15 protein-coding genes are annotated in these 16481 nt (G+C 53.6%); 11 read left to right on the top strand and 4 right to left on the bottom strand.

The window, feature by feature from the left end; genetic code table 11:
* Nucleotides 1-41: 41 nt before the first annotated feature.
* From tsaE to hslV, 6 genes are all read left to right on the top strand, one after another.
* Nucleotides 42-515 (top strand): tRNA (adenosine(37)-N6)-threonylcarbamoyltransferase complex ATPase subunit type 1 TsaE, encoded by a 474-nt coding sequence (tsaE, locus tag MWU63_RS11185; RefSeq protein WP_213889701.1) that lies wholly within the window; start codon nucleotides 42-44, stop codon nucleotides 513-515.
* Nucleotides 508-1206 carry a nucleotidyltransferase family protein gene (locus tag MWU63_RS11180; RefSeq protein WP_213889699.1) on the top strand — a complete coding sequence of 233 codons (699 nt, stop codon included), beginning with the start codon at nucleotides 508-510 and terminating at the stop codon, nucleotides 1204-1206. Before tsaE ends, MWU63_RS11180 begins: the two co-directional genes overlap by 8 nt.
* Nucleotides 1199-4129 carry a double-strand break repair protein AddB gene (gene addB / locus MWU63_RS11175; RefSeq protein WP_247077909.1) on the top strand — a complete coding sequence of 977 codons (2931 nt, stop codon included), beginning with the start codon at nucleotides 1199-1201 and terminating at the stop codon, nucleotides 4127-4129. Before MWU63_RS11180 ends, addB begins: the two co-directional genes overlap by 8 nt.
* Nucleotides 4126-7518 (top strand): double-strand break repair helicase AddA, encoded by a 3393-nt coding sequence (gene addA / locus MWU63_RS11170; RefSeq protein WP_247077907.1) that lies wholly within the window; start codon nucleotides 4126-4128, stop codon nucleotides 7516-7518. The genes addB and addA overlap by 4 nt, the downstream gene beginning before the upstream one ends.
* Before the next feature lie 62 nt (nucleotides 7519-7580).
* Entirely contained in the window at nucleotides 7581-7901 is a 321-nt protein-coding gene (gene trxA / locus MWU63_RS11165; protein ID WP_213889696.1) for a thioredoxin, read from the top strand.
* A gap of 234 nt (nucleotides 7902-8135) precedes the next feature.
* The gene (gene hslV / locus MWU63_RS11160) at nucleotides 8136-8693 is read left to right on the top strand and encodes an ATP-dependent protease subunit HslV (protein ID WP_213889693.1); all 558 of its coding nucleotides are present in this window, start codon (nucleotides 8136-8138) and stop codon (nucleotides 8691-8693) included.
* 40 nt (nucleotides 8694-8733) lie between these two features.
* Here the strand turns inward: hslV and MWU63_RS11155 are convergent, their stop codons facing one another.
* Nucleotides 8734-9135 (bottom strand): DM13 domain-containing protein, encoded by a 402-nt coding sequence (locus tag MWU63_RS11155; protein WP_213889692.1) that lies wholly within the window; start codon nucleotides 9133-9135, stop codon nucleotides 8734-8736.
* A gap of 162 nt (nucleotides 9136-9297) precedes the next feature.
* Here MWU63_RS11155 and hslU point away from each other — a divergent pair, with 162 nt between their 5' ends.
* The 3 genes from hslU (at nucleotide 9298) to MWU63_RS11140 (ending at nucleotide 13058) form a co-directional block, all read left to right on the top strand.
* A complete protein-coding gene (hslU, locus tag MWU63_RS11150; protein WP_213889691.1) occupies nucleotides 9298-10605 on the top strand; it encodes an ATP-dependent protease ATPase subunit HslU in 1308 nt (435 codons plus the stop codon).
* Nucleotides 10606-10662: 57 nt separating this feature from the next.
* Nucleotides 10663-11757, top strand: coding sequence for an alpha/beta fold hydrolase (locus MWU63_RS11145; protein ID WP_213889689.1), 1095 nt, complete (start codon nucleotides 10663-10665; stop codon nucleotides 11755-11757).
* Between the two features lie 77 nt (nucleotides 11758-11834).
* On the top strand, nucleotides 11835-13058 hold the full coding sequence (locus tag MWU63_RS11140) for an MFS transporter (RefSeq protein WP_213889687.1): 1224 nt from the start codon (nucleotides 11835-11837) through the stop codon (nucleotides 13056-13058).
* Here MWU63_RS11140 and MWU63_RS11135 read toward each other — a convergent pair.
* From MWU63_RS11135 to MWU63_RS11125, 3 genes are read right to left on the bottom strand one after another with little or no spacing between them, the layout of a single operon-like run.
* Nucleotides 13041-13631 carry a Smr/MutS family protein gene (locus MWU63_RS11135; RefSeq protein WP_247077905.1) on the bottom strand — a complete coding sequence of 197 codons (591 nt, stop codon included), beginning with the start codon at nucleotides 13629-13631 and terminating at the stop codon, nucleotides 13041-13043. The two genes, MWU63_RS11140 and MWU63_RS11135, sit on opposite strands and share 18 nt — an antisense overlap.
* Nucleotides 13628-14662, bottom strand: coding sequence for a murein transglycosylase A (locus tag MWU63_RS11130; protein ID WP_213889683.1), 1035 nt, complete (start codon nucleotides 14660-14662; stop codon nucleotides 13628-13630). The genes MWU63_RS11135 and MWU63_RS11130 overlap by 4 nt, the downstream gene beginning before the upstream one ends.
* Nucleotides 14659-15315 carry a Tim44/TimA family putative adaptor protein gene (locus MWU63_RS11125; RefSeq protein ID WP_213889681.1) on the bottom strand — a complete coding sequence of 219 codons (657 nt, stop codon included), beginning with the start codon at nucleotides 15313-15315 and terminating at the stop codon, nucleotides 14659-14661. Before MWU63_RS11125 ends, MWU63_RS11130 begins: the two co-directional genes overlap by 4 nt.
* A 98-nt stretch (nucleotides 15316-15413) precedes the next feature.
* Between MWU63_RS11125 and MWU63_RS11120 the strand changes: the two genes are divergently transcribed.
* Entirely contained in the window at nucleotides 15414-15893 is a 480-nt protein-coding gene (locus tag MWU63_RS11120; RefSeq protein ID WP_247077896.1) for an FxsA family protein, read from the top strand.
* An 85-nt stretch (nucleotides 15894-15978) separates the two neighbouring features.
* Nucleotides 15979-16479, top strand: coding sequence for a protein-export chaperone SecB (gene secB, locus MWU63_RS11115; protein WP_213889678.1), 501 nt, complete (start codon nucleotides 15979-15981; stop codon nucleotides 16477-16479).
* Nucleotides 16480-16481 lie beyond the last annotated feature (2 nt).

The raw sequence follows: 16481 nt of genomic DNA, 5'->3' as shown, positions 1-16481 counted from the left end.
ATCTGGCTTGCGGCCATCCGCCGGACAGCTAAAGTCAGCCCATGTCGGCCTATTCCTCACAACAGCTCCTGACGTCACCTCAGGAAACTGCAAATCTAGCAGCCAGAATCGCACCACATTTGCGTGCGGGTGACACCGTTTTGCTTGAGGGGCCAATAGGTGCCGGCAAAACCCATTTTGCACGTGCGGTAATTCTTGCACGGATAAGCGTTCCCGAAGACATACCTTCGCCAACCTATACTTTGGTTCAAACTTATGATGCCGGCGACGTCGAAATCTGGCATTGTGACCTCTATCGGTTGACCTCTCCGAACGAAGCTCTGGAACTCGGCCTCGAAGACGCCTTTGAAAATTCAATTTGCCTCGTCGAATGGCCAGACAGGCTGGCCGATCTTGCGCCTAACGACGGCCTTATTCTTTCATTTTCGGTCGTCGCTGAAGCCGAGCATCGGCATCTGACGGCCTCGGCCAAATCGGCGCGCTGGCAGCCTGTGCTTGATCTGATCCATGACTGATTCACACCCAAATTCACTTATGTTGTTTGCTGCTGGGCTTGGTACGCGGATGGGTGCGCTTGCCGCTGAAATGCCGAAGCCGCTGATAAAAGTTGCCGGTCGGGCGCTGATAGATCACGCATTGGATCAGGTCGAGGGCGCAGGTATCGCCAGAACCGTTGTAAACCTGCACTACAAATCAGAAATGATGCGCGATCAGCTGGCAAACAGAAATGTTGTTTTCTCCGAGGAGCTTGAGACCATTCTGGAAACGGGTGGCGGTCTTCGTCACGCGCTCCCGCTTCTTGGGAAAAGCCCGGTATTTACCTTCAATTCTGACGCAATATGGGCGGGACCTAACCCTTTAAAGTTATTGGCCGAAGCGTGGAATCCAGAGAAAATGGACGCTCTTTTGCTTCTCGTCGCCCCCCAGAATGCGCGTGGACATACAGGGGCGGGTGATTTTGTAGTGAACGCCACCGGTCAGTTAACGCGCGGCCCGGGCCATATATATTCCGGCGCGCAAATCCTCTGTACAGAGCGGCTTTCTGAAATCGCTGACGATGTGTTTTCGCTGAATGTTCTCTGGAACAAAATGATGGCTGAAAACCGAATCTATGGCCTGCTCTATCCCGGCCAATGGTGTGATGTCGGCCGCCCCGAAGGTATTGCCGAAGCAGAAAATCTGTTGGCAGAGGTGCGCGATGTTTGACCCTTGCGAAAAGGCCAGAATTTTCGGGCTACCACCAGGCGCTGATTTTGCGAAGGCTCTGGTACACGGCCTGCTGGATCGGACCCAGGGAATGCCGCCTGAGAACGTGGCGCGTGTTGAGGTTTTTGTGAACACCCGCAGAATGCAGCGGCGCGTGCGCGACCTTTTTGATTCTGGCCCTGCCCTTTTGTTACCGCGACTTCGGCTTGTGACGGATTTGGGTCAAGATGCTGCAATGGCCGATCTGCCGCCAGCCGTCCCGCCGCTGCGACGTCGGCTGGAGCTTTCGCAGCTCGTGGCCCAATTGTTAAAACAACAACCTGATCTCGCGCCTCGCTCTGCCGTTTTTGATCTTGCTGACAGCCTTGCTGCCTTGATGGATGAAATGCAGGGTGAAGGTATATCGCCCGAAAAAATAGCGGAACTGGATGTAACTGACCAATCTGGACATTGGGAGCGCGCGCTCAAATTTGTATCTCTAATACAGCGCTTTTTTCAGGATGAGTTCGAAAAAGCGCCTGATTCAGAGGCGCGTCAGCGCATGGTTATAGAACGGCTTGTTTCGCGCTGGGCGGACTCTCCGCCAGACCATCCAGTGATTGTTGCTGGTTCAACCGGCTCTCGTGGTGCCACGCATCTGCTAATGCAGGCTGTGGCACGCCTTCCGCAAGGTGCCCTCGTGTTGCCCGGGTTTGATTTTGACATGCCTGCGTCTGTTTGGACCAGCCTCGACAACGCGCTCACGACAGAAGACCACCCGCAGTATCGGTTTGCGAAGCTCATGAATTCGCTGGATCTGGGTCCGGGTGACGTTCTGAAATGGTCTGACACCCCTGTTCCAAGCCCGCCGCGAAACCGGCTTGTTTCTCTCGCCCTGCGACCTGCCCCCGTAACAGATCAATGGATGACAGAGGGGCGCACGTTAACGGATGTTGGCAAATCAACCGAATCCATAAGCCTGATAGAGGCCCCGTCTTCGCGTCTTGAGGCGGTCGCAATTGCGCTTCGTCTGCGCAAAGCGGCAGAAGATGGAGAAACCGCTGCCCTTATTTCACCTGATCGCCAACTTACGCGGCAAGTCACCGCAGCGCTTGATCAATGGAGGATAGAGCCAGACGATAGCGCGGGGCGACCATTGCACCTTTCAGCACCGGGTCGTTTCTTGCGGCATGTTTCAAACCTGTTTGGTCAAAAACTGACATCCGAATCGCTGCTAACGCTGCTAAAACATCCGCTTTCCTATACCGGTGCTGAAAATCGCGGCTTACATCTTTTATGGACGCGGGAATTAGAGCTGTCTCTGCGCCGCTACGGGCCACCCTTCCCAACACCGGCGGATCTGACTGGCTGGGCCGAGTTACGTGCCGATGACGGGCGCCTTGACTGGACAAAATGGTTAGGGGAAATGCTGGGAGGGTTGGAACAGGTTTCAGAAAGACCGCTTTCCGATCATCTCCGGCACCATTTGCAGATTGCCGAACAGCTCGCTGCCGGACCAGTCGTTGAAGGGGCCGGCACACTTTGGGACAAGCCAGCAGGAAAAGCGGCGCTTGCTGCTGTTCAGGAGCTGGAACGAGAGGCAAGTGCTGGCGGTATTCTTTCACCCGCTGATTACAACGCGTTGTTCTTGGCTATCCTTAAGCGCGTTGAAGTCCGTGACCCAAGCCGCCCGCATTCAAACATTATGATCTGGGGAACGCTGGAAGCGCGTGTTCAGGGTGCCGATCTGGTCATACTCGGCGGTCTGAATGATGGGGTTTGGCCCGAACAACCCGCCCCCGACCCGTGGTTGAACCGAAAGATGCGCCAAGATGCCGGCTTGCTTTTGCCCGAGCGGCGCATCGGCCTGTCAGCCCATGACTTTCAGCAGGCCATTGCGGCAAAGGAAGTTTGGCTAACCCGCGCCATTCGCGACGCCGAGGCTGAAACAGTTCCCTCGCGCTGGGTTAATCGGCTTGTTAACCTTCTTAACGGCTTAACGGAACAAGGGGGCAAAGAGGCGTATTCAGATATGGAGCAACGCGGCCAGTTCTGGCTTGATATGGCCGAGGCGCTTTCAACACCAAAAGTCTCTGTTCCTGCGGAAAACAGACCTTCTCCGTACCCCCCGACCAACCAGAGACCACGCAAACTTTCCGTGACACGCATCAAAACATTGATCCGCGATCCTTACGCCGTTTACGCGCAGTACGTTCTTAGGCTTAAACCGCTTGACCCGATCAAGCAAACGCCAGATGCGCCCCTACGCGGGACCGTTCTTCATAAGGTGATGGAGCAATTCTTGTCAAAAAGCGCCTCTACACGAGAAGAGCTTTTGCACATCGCCGATCAGGTTTTGCTCGAAGATGCGCCCTGGCCCGCCGCCCGGCGTATTTGGTGGGCAAAGCTTGCCAGGGTTGCTGACTGGTTTATCGCCGGGGAACAAGCGCGACGCGCGATTTCGACGCCGATAAAGACAGAACTTTTAGGAAGCGTTTCGCTGGCTGAGCAGGGTTTTACGCTCACCGCGAAAGCTGATCGCTTTGACCGCGCCGCTGATGGGTCTGTGTACATCATCGACTACAAAACCGGTGCACCGCCCTCTGCCGAAGAACAAACCTATTTTGACAAACAGCTACTGCTAGAGGCCGCAATGGTTGAGCGCGGGGGGTTTTCTGAAATCGGCTCGGCACATGTTGCTGGCGCGACATACATCGGGCTTGGTAGTTCGCCAAAGGAAGTGCACGCACCGCTGGATGACCCAGGGCTTGATCAGGTTTGGCAAGAGTTTGACGCGCTGATTAGAGCCTATTCAGGCCCAAAACAAGGATATACCTCTCGTCGCGCCATGGCAAAAATGCGCTTTGGGGGCGACTTTGACCACTTGGCGCGTTTCGGCGAATGGGATGAAACCCAGGAGCCGGCACCAAAGGAAATGCCATGAAACGTCGCGACGCAGCCACCGAACGACAGGTTCGCGCCGCTGATCCGCGTGGATCTGTCTGGCTTTCGGCAAACGCCGGATCCGGCAAAACGAGGGTTCTGACAGACCGCGTTGCGCGTCTGCTGCTAGGCGAGGTTTCGCCCCAACACATCTTATGCCTGACCTACACAAAAGCCGCTGCTTCAGAAATGCAAAATCGGTTGTTCAAACGGTTGGGTTCCTGGGCGATGAAAGAGGATTCTGCGCTGCGGGAGGATTTACTGACCCTCGGCGTTGAGGTTGAAATAGACGCAGATGTTCTCGCCCGGGCACGGCGTCTGTTCGCGCGGGCGATCGAAACGCCGGGCGGGTTGAAGATTCAAACAATCCACTCCTTCTGCTCATCGCTGCTGCACCGCTTTCCACTTGAAGCGCGGGTTTCACCTCAGTTCACGGAAATGGACGACAGGGCTGCCAAGCTGCTTCGCGAGGAAATTGTTGAAGAGCTTGCCGATGGGTCAAACGTCAAACTCATCGACGGTGTCGCGCATTATTATTCTGGCGAAGATTTTTCAGCGCTGACGCGAGAAATTGTAAAACACAAAGAAGCCTTTGCCAAAAAACCCAACGCCGTTGACGTATGGAAGAGGTTTGATCTGAACGCAGACACATCCGAGTCTGATGTGTTGACTGCTGTTCTTAAAGGAGATGAGCCTCATTTACTGCAAACAGCTGTAGCTCTCATGTTTGCCGGAGGCCCGACAGACGCTAAAAATGCGGCAAGATTGGCTCTCATAGATCCGAATAAAATCTCTTTCTCAGACCTAACAATTTTCGAGAGTGTTTTTCTAAGCGGAAAAGACACGAAAGCCGGTTCCTTTGTTGCCAAAATTGATGCGGTTCCAACGAAACCCACTCGCGAAAAGCTTGGGCCTATACAAGATCAGCTGAACGGTTTAATGGCGCGGGTTGAGGCCGCGCGCGAGATGCGAATTAGTCTCTATTCCGCCCAAAAAACGCTTGCATTGCATGAGTTCGCGAGTGTTTTTCTGGCAGAATACAACACACGCAAACAACGCCATGGCTGGCTCGACTTTGATGATTTGATTTTAAAGGCGCGCGGCTTGCTGAACGATCCACTTGTTGCGCAGTGGGTTTTGTTCCGGTTGGATGGCGGGATCGATCACATTCTTGTCGACGAGGCGCAAGACACAAGCCCTGCGCAATGGGACGTGATTGAACGGTTGGCGCAAGAGTTTACAACAGGTGAAGGCGCACGCGCAGAGGTGGAACGATCTATCTTCGTCGTTGGGGACAAAAAACAATCCATCTACTCTTTTCAGGGCGCCGATCCTGATGGGTTTGACAGGATGCGCGCGCATTTTCAGAAAAAACTGGACGATGTGCAAATTCCCTTTCAGCCCATGCAACTTGAATATTCGTTCCGGTCCGCAAACCCGATACTTCGCCTTGTTGATACAGCGTTTCAGGAACGAACGGGCAACGGCCTGGGTGGCGACATTCATCACATTTCGTTCAAGCAAAACATGCCCGGGCGCGTTGATCTTTGGCCTGCCATTCCGAGAACCGCGGAAAAAGAAGACAGGGATTGGTTCGATCCGGTTGATAAGGTCGCTGAAAACCACCACTCGGTAAAGCTCGCGTCCCAGATCGCCGAGCAGATTGCTGGTATGATCGGGAAAGAAAATATTCCCGAAGAAGTCGGCCAGACCGGTGAATTTGAAATGCGAAAGGTGCGGGCAGGGGACATTCTGATACTGGTGCAGCGCCGATCTGATCTGTTTCATGAAATCATTCGCGCCTGCAAAAATTTCGGCCTGCCTATTGCCGGGGCGGATCGATTGAAAGTGGGTGCAGAACTTGCTGTCAAAGATATCTCGGCGCTGCTGTCTTTTCTGGCCACGCCAGAAGACGATCTTTCGTTAGCCGCCGCTCTCCGGTCCCCGATGTTTGGCTGGACAGAAGAGGCCCTGCACGCACTTGCCCAGCGCAGGGGCGAAAAGGAATATCTTTGGGCCGCGCTTCGGGGAAAGGCCGCAGAACACCCAGAGACGCACGCCATGCTTCAGGCGTTGCGCGATGATGCCGACTATCTGCGGCCCTATGATTTGATTGAACGGATTCTGACCCGCTATCGCGGGCGGTTAAATCTGCTGGCCCGGCTGGGCTCTGAGGCAGAAGATGGAATCGATGCGCTGCTATCGCAGGCGCTTTCCTATGAGCGTGCGCAAGTGCCCAGCCTTACAGGATTTCTGACATGGCTAGAGGCGGATGACGTTGAAATCAAACGGCAAATGGACAGTGCTGGTGACCAAATTCGGGTGATGACCGTTCATGGCGCAAAGGGGCTGGAGGCACCCATCGTGATTTTGCCTGATACAGGCCAGCGTAATTTGAACCTGCGAGACGAGATTTACCTGACAGAACGCGGGCCAGTTTGGAAAGCCTCCGCCAACATGCAGCCCCGGATAATGGCCGAAGCCCATGAAACGTTAAAGGCTAAGCAGGCCGCCGAACGAGATAGGTTGCTATACGTGGCAATGACGCGGGCTGAAAAATGGCTGATTATCGCGGCGGCTGGTGAGTTGGGTAAAGATGGCAACAGCTGGTATGAAACCGCCCGAAGCGGAATGAACACATCGGGTGCTGCACCGCATATGTTTGCGGGCGGGCAGGGGCTGCGGCTTGAAGAAGGTGACTGGAGCGGCCTCGGGAAAGTTGAGCCTGATCAATTAACCGCAGCCCGCGCTGATCTTCCGGACTGGGCGCAAAAAAGGGCGATCACTCCGGCAGATACAGAAAAAACATCGGCCCCGTCTGGTTTGGGCGGCGCGAAGGCATTACTGGGCGATGCCGGGCTAGATGAAGAAGAAGCATTGTTGCGAGGACGAAGGCTGCATCGTTTGCTTGAATATCTGCCTGTTTACCCACCAGAAACTTGGGGGACGCTGGCGATTGATATTCTATCCTCGGGAGAAGACACTACACCCGAGCAAGAGGCGCGCGCGCTTTTAGCAGAGGCGCAGCAGGTCTTAATGAACCCAAAGCTCGCGTTTTTATTCTCGGATGATACCCTTGCCGAAGTTGACGTTTCCGCAAACCTGCCGGACCTTGACGGGCAGCGCATTCATGGCACGATCGATCGGTTGCTGATCAAGCCAGCTCGTGTTTTGGCCGTAGATTTCAAATCAAACGCGCTTGTTCCCAAAAATACTTCTGATGTGCCCGAGGGCATATTACGCCAAATGGGGGCCTATTCGGCAGCGCTCTCACAAATCTACCCGGACCGGTCGGTTGAGACTGCCATTTTGTGGACGCGGACAGCAGAATTGATGCCGCTTTCACAAGAAGCTGTGATTGAAGCGCTTCGTCGCGCGGCTTCTCCTTGACGGCCCCCTGTCGGGCACCTACGTTCCACTCCCAACGCATTCCATTTTTTCGGAGAGAGCCTATGGCCACTGTCGCAGTCACCGACGAAACCTTTGACGCCGAAGTCAAGCAATCAGACATTCCAGTAATCGTAGATTTCTGGGCAGAATGGTGCGGCCCCTGTAAGCAGATCGGCCCCGCTCTGGAAGAGCTTTCAGCCGAATACGAAGGCCGGATCAAGGTCGTCAAAGTAAATGTGGACGACAACCCAAATTCCCCCGCCCAATTGGGTGTGCGCGGTATTCCGGCGTTGTTCATGTTCAAAGATGGCGAAGTTGTTTCCAACAAAGTTGGCGCGGCACCCAAAGCCGCGCTGCAAAGCTGGATCGACGAAGCTGTCTGATCTCTAATATAACTATAAGATTACGGGGCGCTTTTGCGCCCCTTTTCTTTTCATGCAGGCAGCGAAAGACGATTTGAATGGTGTTGAGGCTGGCGGTGGCGTTCTTCATTGTGTTGTGGCGACAGCGGTTGAAGCGTTATTGCCAGAGAAAGCATCAGACCGGGTTCTTGCGAACACGTAACCTTGCACCTCACCAAACACCAAGCCATATAGGTCTGAACAAACGGAGGGCACATGGCTAACGAAGATTTTCCCGGTTGGCACGGCACAACGATTATCGGCGTAAAAAAGGGTGGCGAGGTTGTCATTGCCGGCGACGGTCAGGTCAGCCTTGGTCAAACAGTGATCAAAGGAACGGCCCGTAAAGTCCGCAAACTTGCGCCCGGCGGCTATGACGTTATCGCTGGCTTCGCTGGCTCAACCGCTGACGCCTTTACACTGCTCGAACGGCTTGAGGTCAAGCTCGAGGCGACGCCGGGCCAATTGGCGCGCGCCTCTGTTGAGCTTGCGAAGGACTGGCGTACCGACAAATATCTTCAAAAACTTGAAGCAATGCTGATTGTCACCGACGGGACCGAACTGTTGGTCATAACCGGCGCGGGCGATGTTCTGGAGCCTGAACATGATGTGACGGCAATCGGATCAGGTGGGAACTATGCGCTCGCCGCCGCACGGGCCATGATGGACAGCGATCTCAAGGCCGAAGAAATAGCACGTAAAGCTATGGCGATTGCTTCTGATATCTGTGTTTACACCAATGGAAACCTGACAGTTGAAAAGATTAAAGCCTGACCACATAAATGCGGTCAGACAGGCATTTGGGAGGTCTGCCTTAGTTCAGGGTTGCAACACCAAGTGGAACACCGGCGATTTCGCACCAGATAAAAACTTGATTGTAGTCGCTGATATCAACGCTGGCCGGGATTTCGTAACGTTGTGTGCCTGTAAGCTCACGAAGCTCGCCAAGGAGTGTATCAGAGTCGTACCCATTGTTGCCAAGCGCAACGCGTGGGTCAGGGCCGCCATCAAGACTAAAATCATCAGCAAGTTCTACGTAGAATTTGCCGCCCTCTTCCACGATAGAGACTCCGCCCGTGGTGACGTGGTTGGACTGGCCAATAAATGTGCCGCTGTCGCCATTCATTCCAGCTAGTGCAGGCATTGCGGTCACGCTAAGGGCGATGGCCGTTGCGCCAGCGCCGAACAGGTTGATGATATTGCGTTTCGAAATCATGGTGTCCTCCTTTGAATTTCGTTTGGCAAACTTAGTTAATAAAAAGTAAATAAATACCGCCTCTCACCTACAGGTTATATTGCGTGAACCAACTGTGCGATCTTGTGTTTTCGGCGTGTATGACTAGGTTGTTCTCTACTCTTCTTTTTGGACATAAAAACTATGACAGACCTTACCCCGCGCGAAATCGTGTCTGAGCTGGACCGCTTTATCATTGGTCAAAATGGCGCAAAGCGTGCTGTCGCCGTGGCATTGCGCAACCGTTGGCGGCGCAAACAGCTAAACGACGATTTGCGCGAAGAGGTTTATCCGAAAAACATTCTGATGATTGGCCCAACCGGGGTGGGTAAGACCGAAATCAGCCGTCGTTTGGCAAAGCTTGCGCGCGCACCGTTTATCAAGGTTGAGGCAACGAAATTTACCGAGGTTGGCTATGTGGGCCGCGATGTAGAGCAGATTGTCCGCGACCTTGCTGACAGTGCAATTGCCATGATCCGCGAACAGATGCGCGATGACGTAAAAGCCGCCGCTCATGCTGCTGCAGAAGAGCGTGTTGTTGAAGCTATCGCAGGTAAAGACGCCCGTGAAACCACCCGCGAAATGTTTCGTGGCAAGCTCAAGAACGGAGAGCTTGACGATACGATGATCGAGCTTGATATCGCCGACTCCACTAACCCGATGTCGATGTTCGAGGTTCCGGGCCAACCTGGTCAGAACATGGGCATGATGAATTTGGGTGACCTTTTTGGCAAAGCGATGGGCGGCCGAACCACGCGTAAAAAGCTTACCGTCGCCGAAAGCTATGCGCTATTGATCGGGGAAGAGGCGGACAAGTTACTGGATGACGAGATCGTTACGCGAAATGCGTTAGAAGCTGTCGAGCAAAATGGCATCGTGTTTCTTGATGAGATTGACAAGGTTTGCGCCCGCGCAGATGCGCGCGGCGCTGACGTAAGCCGCGAGGGTGTGCAGCGCGATTTGCTGCCGCTGATCGAGGGAACGGTTGTCTCAACGAAACACGGACCCGTTAAAACAGACCATATTCTGTTTATCGCCAGCGGCGCGTTTCACATTGCGAAACCGTCTGACCTGTTGCCCGAGCTTCAGGGTCGTCTGCCAATTCGCGTTGAGCTTCGTGCGCTGACCGAAGGTGATTTTGTCCGAATTCTTACCGAAACGGACAATGCGTTAACACTTCAATACACTGCCTTAATGGCAACCGAAGACGTGACTGTGACCTTTACCGTAGACGGCATTGCGGCACTGGCCAAAATTGCAGCGGACGTAAACCAAAGTGTCGAGAACATTGGCGCGCGTCGGCTTTACACGGTTATGGAGCGGGTTTTTGAAGAGCTTAGCTTCTCCGCGCCCGACCAAGCAGGCATTGACGTAACGGTTAACGCCGAATTTGTTGATGCAAATCTGGGCGAGCTCACAAAATCAACGGATCTTAGTCGCTACGTGCTATAGCCGCTTTTAGAAATAAACTGTAACACTCAAGAAAGTGTTCATTCGGGTCGGGATTTTATGGGCGTGTTCGTTCGGGCTTTAACGCTTTTTCTATGTCTCGGCCTCGTCGCTTGCGCGCCCCGCGGCATTATTGTTGTTAATCCAGTCGCTCAGGACGCCGGAACAAATTACCCTATTTTTTATGGCACCTCGCGGCGCGCCGATCCTGCGCGCCAGTATGGATCAAGACGATCTGAAAATGTTACCTTTGGCCGGCTAGACGTTTCCGTTCCGCCAGATCATGAGACTGGGGCCATTGAAATTTCCGGGTCAAATCCTGACCCACGTCAGCACTTTGTCGCGACACAGGATACAAAGTTTTCCGGAGCAGATGATTTCAGGGCCGCGCTGCGAAAAGAACTTCGGTCTCGACCTTCAGGTGAACGGCTGGCAATTGTCTACGTACATGGCTTCAACAATAATTTTGCCGAGGGGGTGTATCGGATTGCTCAGATATCCCATGATTTTGGCTTGTCTGAAGTGGCGGTGCACTATTCATGGCCCAGCGCCGGGCATCCGCTTGGCTACGGATATGACCGGGACTCGGTCCTTTTCGCGCGCGACGGGCTTGAGGAGTTGCTTGACACGGTCCAAAACGCAGGCGCCGAAAAAATACTATTGATGGCCCATTCACTTGGCGCGCTCCTGACAGTGGAAACGCTTCGTCAGATGGCGATTTCGGACTCATCCGTTTTGCGCAGAGCGCTTGGCGGCGTCGTGCTGATTTCGCCTGACATCGATGTTGAAGTGTTTCACCAACAGGCGATGCGTATCGGGAAGCTGCCGCAGCCATTTGTTATTTTCGCATCCGAGAAAGACAGGGCGCTGCGGCTTTCTGCGCGGCTAACCGGGCAACCAAATAGGCTGGGTACACTAACAAATGCGAACGTTATTTCTGATCTGGAAGTCACCGTCTTTGATGTTACGGATTTTTCGACAGGGCTGGATGGCCATTTCACGGCAGCATCTTCGCCTGCGCTCATCAGAATTTTGTCCCTGCTTCCTATGCTCGAAAGCTCTTTCCGCAACGATCGTGCCGGCCGCCTTGATTTGCTTCAAGGCACCGTTTTAACCGTGCAGAACGCAACGCAGGTGGTTTTGTCACCCCTGTAAATCAACTGCCCTCTTGTCGTTTTCGCTTTTCATTTTTGTTCCATCACGCAAAGAATTGCCCGTTGGTTGGAGCATTGATGTCCTTTCTTGGTTTTCTCCGAAGTAATGTTCGCTGGTTATCGGCCGGGGTACTGCTGACACTCGTATCGAGCTTTGGCCAAACCTTCTTCATTTCGGTATTCGCCGGCGAAATCCGGCAGGAGTTCGGACTTAGCCATGGTGCATGGGGTGGCATCTACTCATTAGGTACAGCGACGTCAGCCATTGTAATGATCTGGGCGGGTGCGTTGACCGACAAGTTTCGCGTTCGGTCTTTGGGTGCTTTTGTCATGGTTGGGCTTGCGCTGGCATGTCTTTCTATGGCGCTTGCGCCTGCAGCCTGGGCGCTGCCAGTTGTCATCTTTCTGCTTCGATTCACCGGGCAGGGTATGAACAGTCATATCGCCTCGGTCGCGATGGCGCGCTGGTATGTGGCAACGCGGGGTCGGGCGCTTGCCATTGCATCAATGGGATATGCTATTGGCGAGGCGGCATTACCGCTTGTTTTTGTTTCCCTAATGACACTTTTTTACTGGAAATTCCTCTGGGTGGTGTGTGCGTCGCTTGCACTTGCCTGCATCCCGGCTCTCCTTTTTCTTCTGAACGAAGAGCGTACACCGCAGTCTGTTGCTGACGAAAGCCCGTCCGCCGGAATGAATGGGTTGCATTGGCAACGTTTCAGCGTGTTGCGCCACTGGTTGTTCTGGGCCGTTATCCCCTCTTTGATGGCGCCTTCAGCATTTATCACGGCACATTTCTTTCATCAGGTTCACCTGGCCGAGGTCAAAGGCTGGCCCCATGCTGCGCTTGTCGCCCTGTTTCCGGTTTATACGATCGTCGGCGTTCTTTCGACGCTGGTTTTTGGCTGGCTTATAGATCGGTTTGGAACCGCTCGATTGATGCCTGTTTATCAAATACCACTCGCTGCCGGGTTTGTTCTTTTTTCCGATGCCGAAAGTTATTTCGCCGCCGGCTTAGCGATGGGCGTGATGGCAATAACAGTCGGGGGGCAAGCGACACTGGCTGTCGCCTTCTGGGCTGAATTTTATGGCACAAAACACCTTGGGGCGATAAAGGCGCTTGCGATGGCCGCGCTTGTATTCGGATCTGCAATCGGGCCCGGCGTAACCGGATTCCTGATCGATAGGGGTTTGAATTTTGAAGATCAGATGATTGGGATTGCGGTGATTATCATAGCGGCGTCCGGGTTGGTTGCAGTCTCGGTCAACCGCGCACGACGAATGTTAACGGTGACGCTTTAGGTAGACATAATAAGCGCCGGATCCGCCGTGTTTAAGGTGTGCTTCGGACACCTGAAGAACGACTTGGCGTAAGGGGGCGGAATGCAGCCAGTGAGGCACCTGGTGCTTTAAGACCCCGCGCCTTACCGGAATCGGCCCGTCGTCAATTGCCGATTTACCCTTGCCGGTGATCACGAGAACCAGCCGTTTTCGCGAAGCATGCGCATTAAGGATAAACCCAGTTAAAACCGGATGGGCCTGTGCAATTGTCATGCCGTGCAAATCTATGCGTGCTTCTGGGCTAAGCTTGCCGCGCTTTAGCTTACCAAAAGCTTTTTCATCCATTTGTAGCGGCGCCTTGGAAAGGTCTTCGCCGATTGAGGAAGCAAAGTCGTGCCTTGCTGGTTTCTGAATTATTTTCTCGCCGAAAGAAAACGGCTGTACGGTTACTTTTTTTGCCTTAGGTCGAACATTCGCCAACTCAAATGCTACCTTTGGGTTTGGGACGTCGGGGCGCAATGGTGTCGCCGTCTCTGCAACCCGCTTCCAAAGCTCTTCTTCATCAGGGCGCAGGGTTCGGCGTTTTCGGCTCATCCCGCATCCTCTGGAACCAGTTGGAATGCAACCTGGATTGGAAGCAAAACAACCATGCGGCCAGGGTCACGAACCTTTCCCGCCTCGCGCCCTGCACCATCGCCCGATCCATAAAAAATATCCGCGCGTTGCGCGCCCTTTATCGCGGACCCGGTATCCTGTGCGATCATCAAACGGTTAAATGCGCCCGAGCCGCGTTTTTCCACCCAGATCGGCGCACCCAACGGAACATAATTCGGGTCAACTGCCACCGTACGCATCGGGGTAACTGAGCGGTTCATCGCGCCCAAGGGACCCTTCTCCTCTGGCAGGTCTCTGAGGCGGCGGAAAAAAACATACGACGGATTGTGACGCAGCAACTCTACCCCATCGACAGGGTTTCGACGTACCCAGTTTTGAATAACCTGCGCAGAGACCTGATGAGCCCGATATACGCCACGCCGTACAAGTTCCTGACCGATGGACTGATAGGTATGGCCATTGGCCCCGCCATACCCAACACGTAAAATTTCACCGTTTGTCAGCCGGATCCGACCAGATCCCTGAATTTGAAGAAAGAAAACTTCTACCGGGTCGTCGACCCAGCAAATTTCAAGGCCCCGGCCCTGAAGCGCGTTGGATTCTTCGATTTGACGGCGTGACAGCCAAAGGCCCTGAGCTTCTGGCGGCCGACGGTAAAGTGGATACCGATAGCGACCCGTGCGCGTCATAGAGCCTGAAAGTTCCGGCTCGAAATACCCGGTGAACAACGCCGGATTGCCGTCCTTTATCAAGACTGGACGAAAAAATAGTTCGAAAAAGGTGCGTGCGCTTGGCTGTGTTTTTGCCAACGAACAAAGAGCCGACCAATCTTCGCCGTCAACATCGCCGCATGTTTCCAGAAATGCTGTAAGCGCGGCCTGATGGTCGTCTTCTTTCCAACCGCTCAGCTCGTCAAAGCGAAGTAACTCATGGGTCGGTTCTGCTGCTTTTGTTGGCAAAGTCATGGCGAAAACCGCCATAACGATAGCCCCCAAAAGCGCATGGCTCATTCCCCTGTAGCCACCAGTTGCCAGTTCGGGTCGCTTGAACCTAGCGTCCGGGCAAATGTCCAGGTGTCCTTTTGACGTTTAAGTTCTTTTGGGTCGCCCTCAACGATATCGCCGGCAGAATCCCGCACCGCTGACCTCAGTTCACCAACAAACCTGACGTGCATTTCGCCGATGCCTGTAGAGCGGTCAAAGTCCGCGCCGACAAGGGTGGTTTCGCTAACGCCGATAAACTCTGCTTCGACTGTTAAGCCCTTTTTTTCACGCTCCGCCACAACTTCTGAAAAAGCGTTAAAGACGTCTTCGGCAAGGAAGGGGCGAATAGAGTTAAGCTCGCCCTTTTCAAAACCCATGAGAATCATTTCATAAGCGCTTCGGGCGCCCTGTAAAAACTCACCAACCATAAAACTCTGATCAGCGCCCTTCATCGCAACAAGCGCTTTTGCAGCGTCGCTGCCTTCTTCTACATGGTCCGTGATATCACGATCTGGTCCTCCCTCGATCACTTCGAGCCCCGCCCGGCGGGATTTGTCAACCGCCATTGGTGTCGGAGGTTTTTCAAAACCCTCCCGTGTACCTAAAACGCTTTTAAGTTTCAGGATCAAAAATATCGCAACGCCGGCTAGAACCAGCAGTTGAATCGCAGCATTGCTCATCAGAACCTCTCGAAAGGATGGTAACATACGTTCACTGGACATATGTAGGACAGGGGCGAGGTCAAGTCTACCGCGCCAGATAGATGAAAGAGGTTCTTATGTGGCTATTGCTTGCCTTTGTCGCAGTTCCGTTGATTGAGATCGCGCTTTTTATCAAGCTTGGTGGCTTTATTGGCTTATGGCCGACACTTGCAATTGTCGTTCTTACCGCGTTTCTGGGTACCTGGCTGGTGCGCAATCAGGGTGCGCTTGCGATATCAAAGCTGCGCGGGTCTTTTGCTGAACTTAGCGATCCGACCGAGCCGTTGGCCCACGGGGCGATGATATTAATCGCAGGTGTTTTGCTGCTAACACCTGGGTTTTTCACAGACGCTTTCGGGTTTTTATTGCTGTTCCCACCCTTTCGTGCAGTCGCATACCGCTACATCCGTGCCCGCATCGAGGTTCAGAGCTTCGCCATGGGTGAGCGTTCGAGGCAGGATACCAACCCCGGTACAACGATAATTGATGCGGAATATACCGAGGTGGATCCGTCCAAGCCCCCAACGCAAGGATCATCGGGCTGGACAAAACACTAAATCTTGTCGCGAGACATCATTGAGGCCCGGGGAATGACCTGATAAACGGCCTTGCAAAGTCAGATATCTTTTGGAGAAATTGAAAATGGCCGAAAACGAAAACGGCGCGCAGCCTCAAGCCCAACCAGAACCAGTAAAAATGCAAGTCCTCGGGCAATTCACTCGTGATTTGTCTTTTGAAAACATCCTGGTGCAAAAAGGCGCTCAGGGTGAAGTTCTGCCTGACATACAGGTTCAGGTGACGATGGACGCTAAAAAACGTAGCGGCGAAAACCAGTATGAAGTGATTTCCAAATATAAAATCGAAGCCAAGAACAAGAGCAGTAATGATCCGTTGTTTTTGTTGGAGCTTGAGTATGGTGGCGTTTTCCAGATCGAAAATCTACCGGAAGAACAATTGCACCCCTATCTGATGATCGAGTGTCCGAGAATGCTGTTTCCCTTTGTTCGTCGGATTGTTAGCGACATAACCCGCGACGGTGGCTTTCCGCCATTGAACATGGAAACGATCGACTTTGTAGCGCTTTATCGGCAGGAAATCGCACGCCGTGCTGAGGCGGAAAAAGCCAACCAACCCGTTTCTTAGGA

Source organism: Pseudohalocynthiibacter sp. F2068, assembly GCF_023015645.1.
Classification (GTDB): domain Bacteria; phylum Pseudomonadota; class Alphaproteobacteria; order Rhodobacterales; family Rhodobacteraceae; genus Pseudohalocynthiibacter; species Pseudohalocynthiibacter aestuariivivens.
The sequence above is the reverse complement of the archived record's forward strand: the minus strand, read 5'-3'. Positions and strand labels throughout refer to the sequence as shown.

Bases quoted from the DNA above. Each gene is read 5' to 3' on its own strand.
- MWU63_RS11180 (WP_213889699.1), top strand. From the start codon at position 508: ATGACTGATTCACACCCAAATTCACTTATGTTGTTTGCTGCTGGGCTT.
- MWU63_RS11135 (WP_247077905.1), bottom strand. From the start codon at position 13,631: ATGAGCCGAAAACGCCGAACCCTGCGCCCTGATGAAGAAGAGCTTTGG.
- MWU63_RS11140 (WP_213889687.1), top strand. From the start codon at position 11,835: ATGTCCTTTCTTGGTTTTCTCCGAAGTAATGTTCGCTGGTTATCGGCC.
- MWU63_RS11155 (WP_213889692.1), bottom strand. From the start codon at position 9,135: ATGATTTCGAAACGCAATATCATCAACCTGTTCGGCGCTGGCGCAACG.
- MWU63_RS11120 (WP_247077896.1), top strand. From the start codon at position 15,414: ATGTGGCTATTGCTTGCCTTTGTCGCAGTTCCGTTGATTGAGATCGCG.
- tsaE (WP_213889701.1), top strand. From the start codon at position 42: ATGTCGGCCTATTCCTCACAACAGCTCCTGACGTCACCTCAGGAAACT.
- trxA (WP_213889696.1), top strand. From the start codon at position 7,581: ATGGCCACTGTCGCAGTCACCGACGAAACCTTTGACGCCGAAGTCAAG.
- MWU63_RS11145 (WP_213889689.1), top strand. From the start codon at position 10,663: ATGGGCGTGTTCGTTCGGGCTTTAACGCTTTTTCTATGTCTCGGCCTC.
- MWU63_RS11125 (WP_213889681.1), bottom strand. From the start codon at position 15,315: ATGAGCAATGCTGCGATTCAACTGCTGGTTCTAGCCGGCGTTGCGATA.
- addA (WP_247077907.1), top strand. From the start codon at position 4,126: ATGAAACGTCGCGACGCAGCCACCGAACGACAGGTTCGCGCCGCTGAT.
- addB (WP_247077909.1), top strand. From the start codon at position 1,199: ATGTTTGACCCTTGCGAAAAGGCCAGAATTTTCGGGCTACCACCAGGC.
- hslU (WP_213889691.1), top strand. From the start codon at position 9,298: ATGACAGACCTTACCCCGCGCGAAATCGTGTCTGAGCTGGACCGCTTT.
- MWU63_RS11130 (WP_213889683.1), bottom strand. From the start codon at position 14,662: ATGAGCCATGCGCTTTTGGGGGCTATCGTTATGGCGGTTTTCGCCATG.
- secB (WP_213889678.1), top strand. From the start codon at position 15,979: ATGGCCGAAAACGAAAACGGCGCGCAGCCTCAAGCCCAACCAGAACCA.
- hslV (WP_213889693.1), top strand. From the start codon at position 8,136: ATGGCTAACGAAGATTTTCCCGGTTGGCACGGCACAACGATTATCGGC.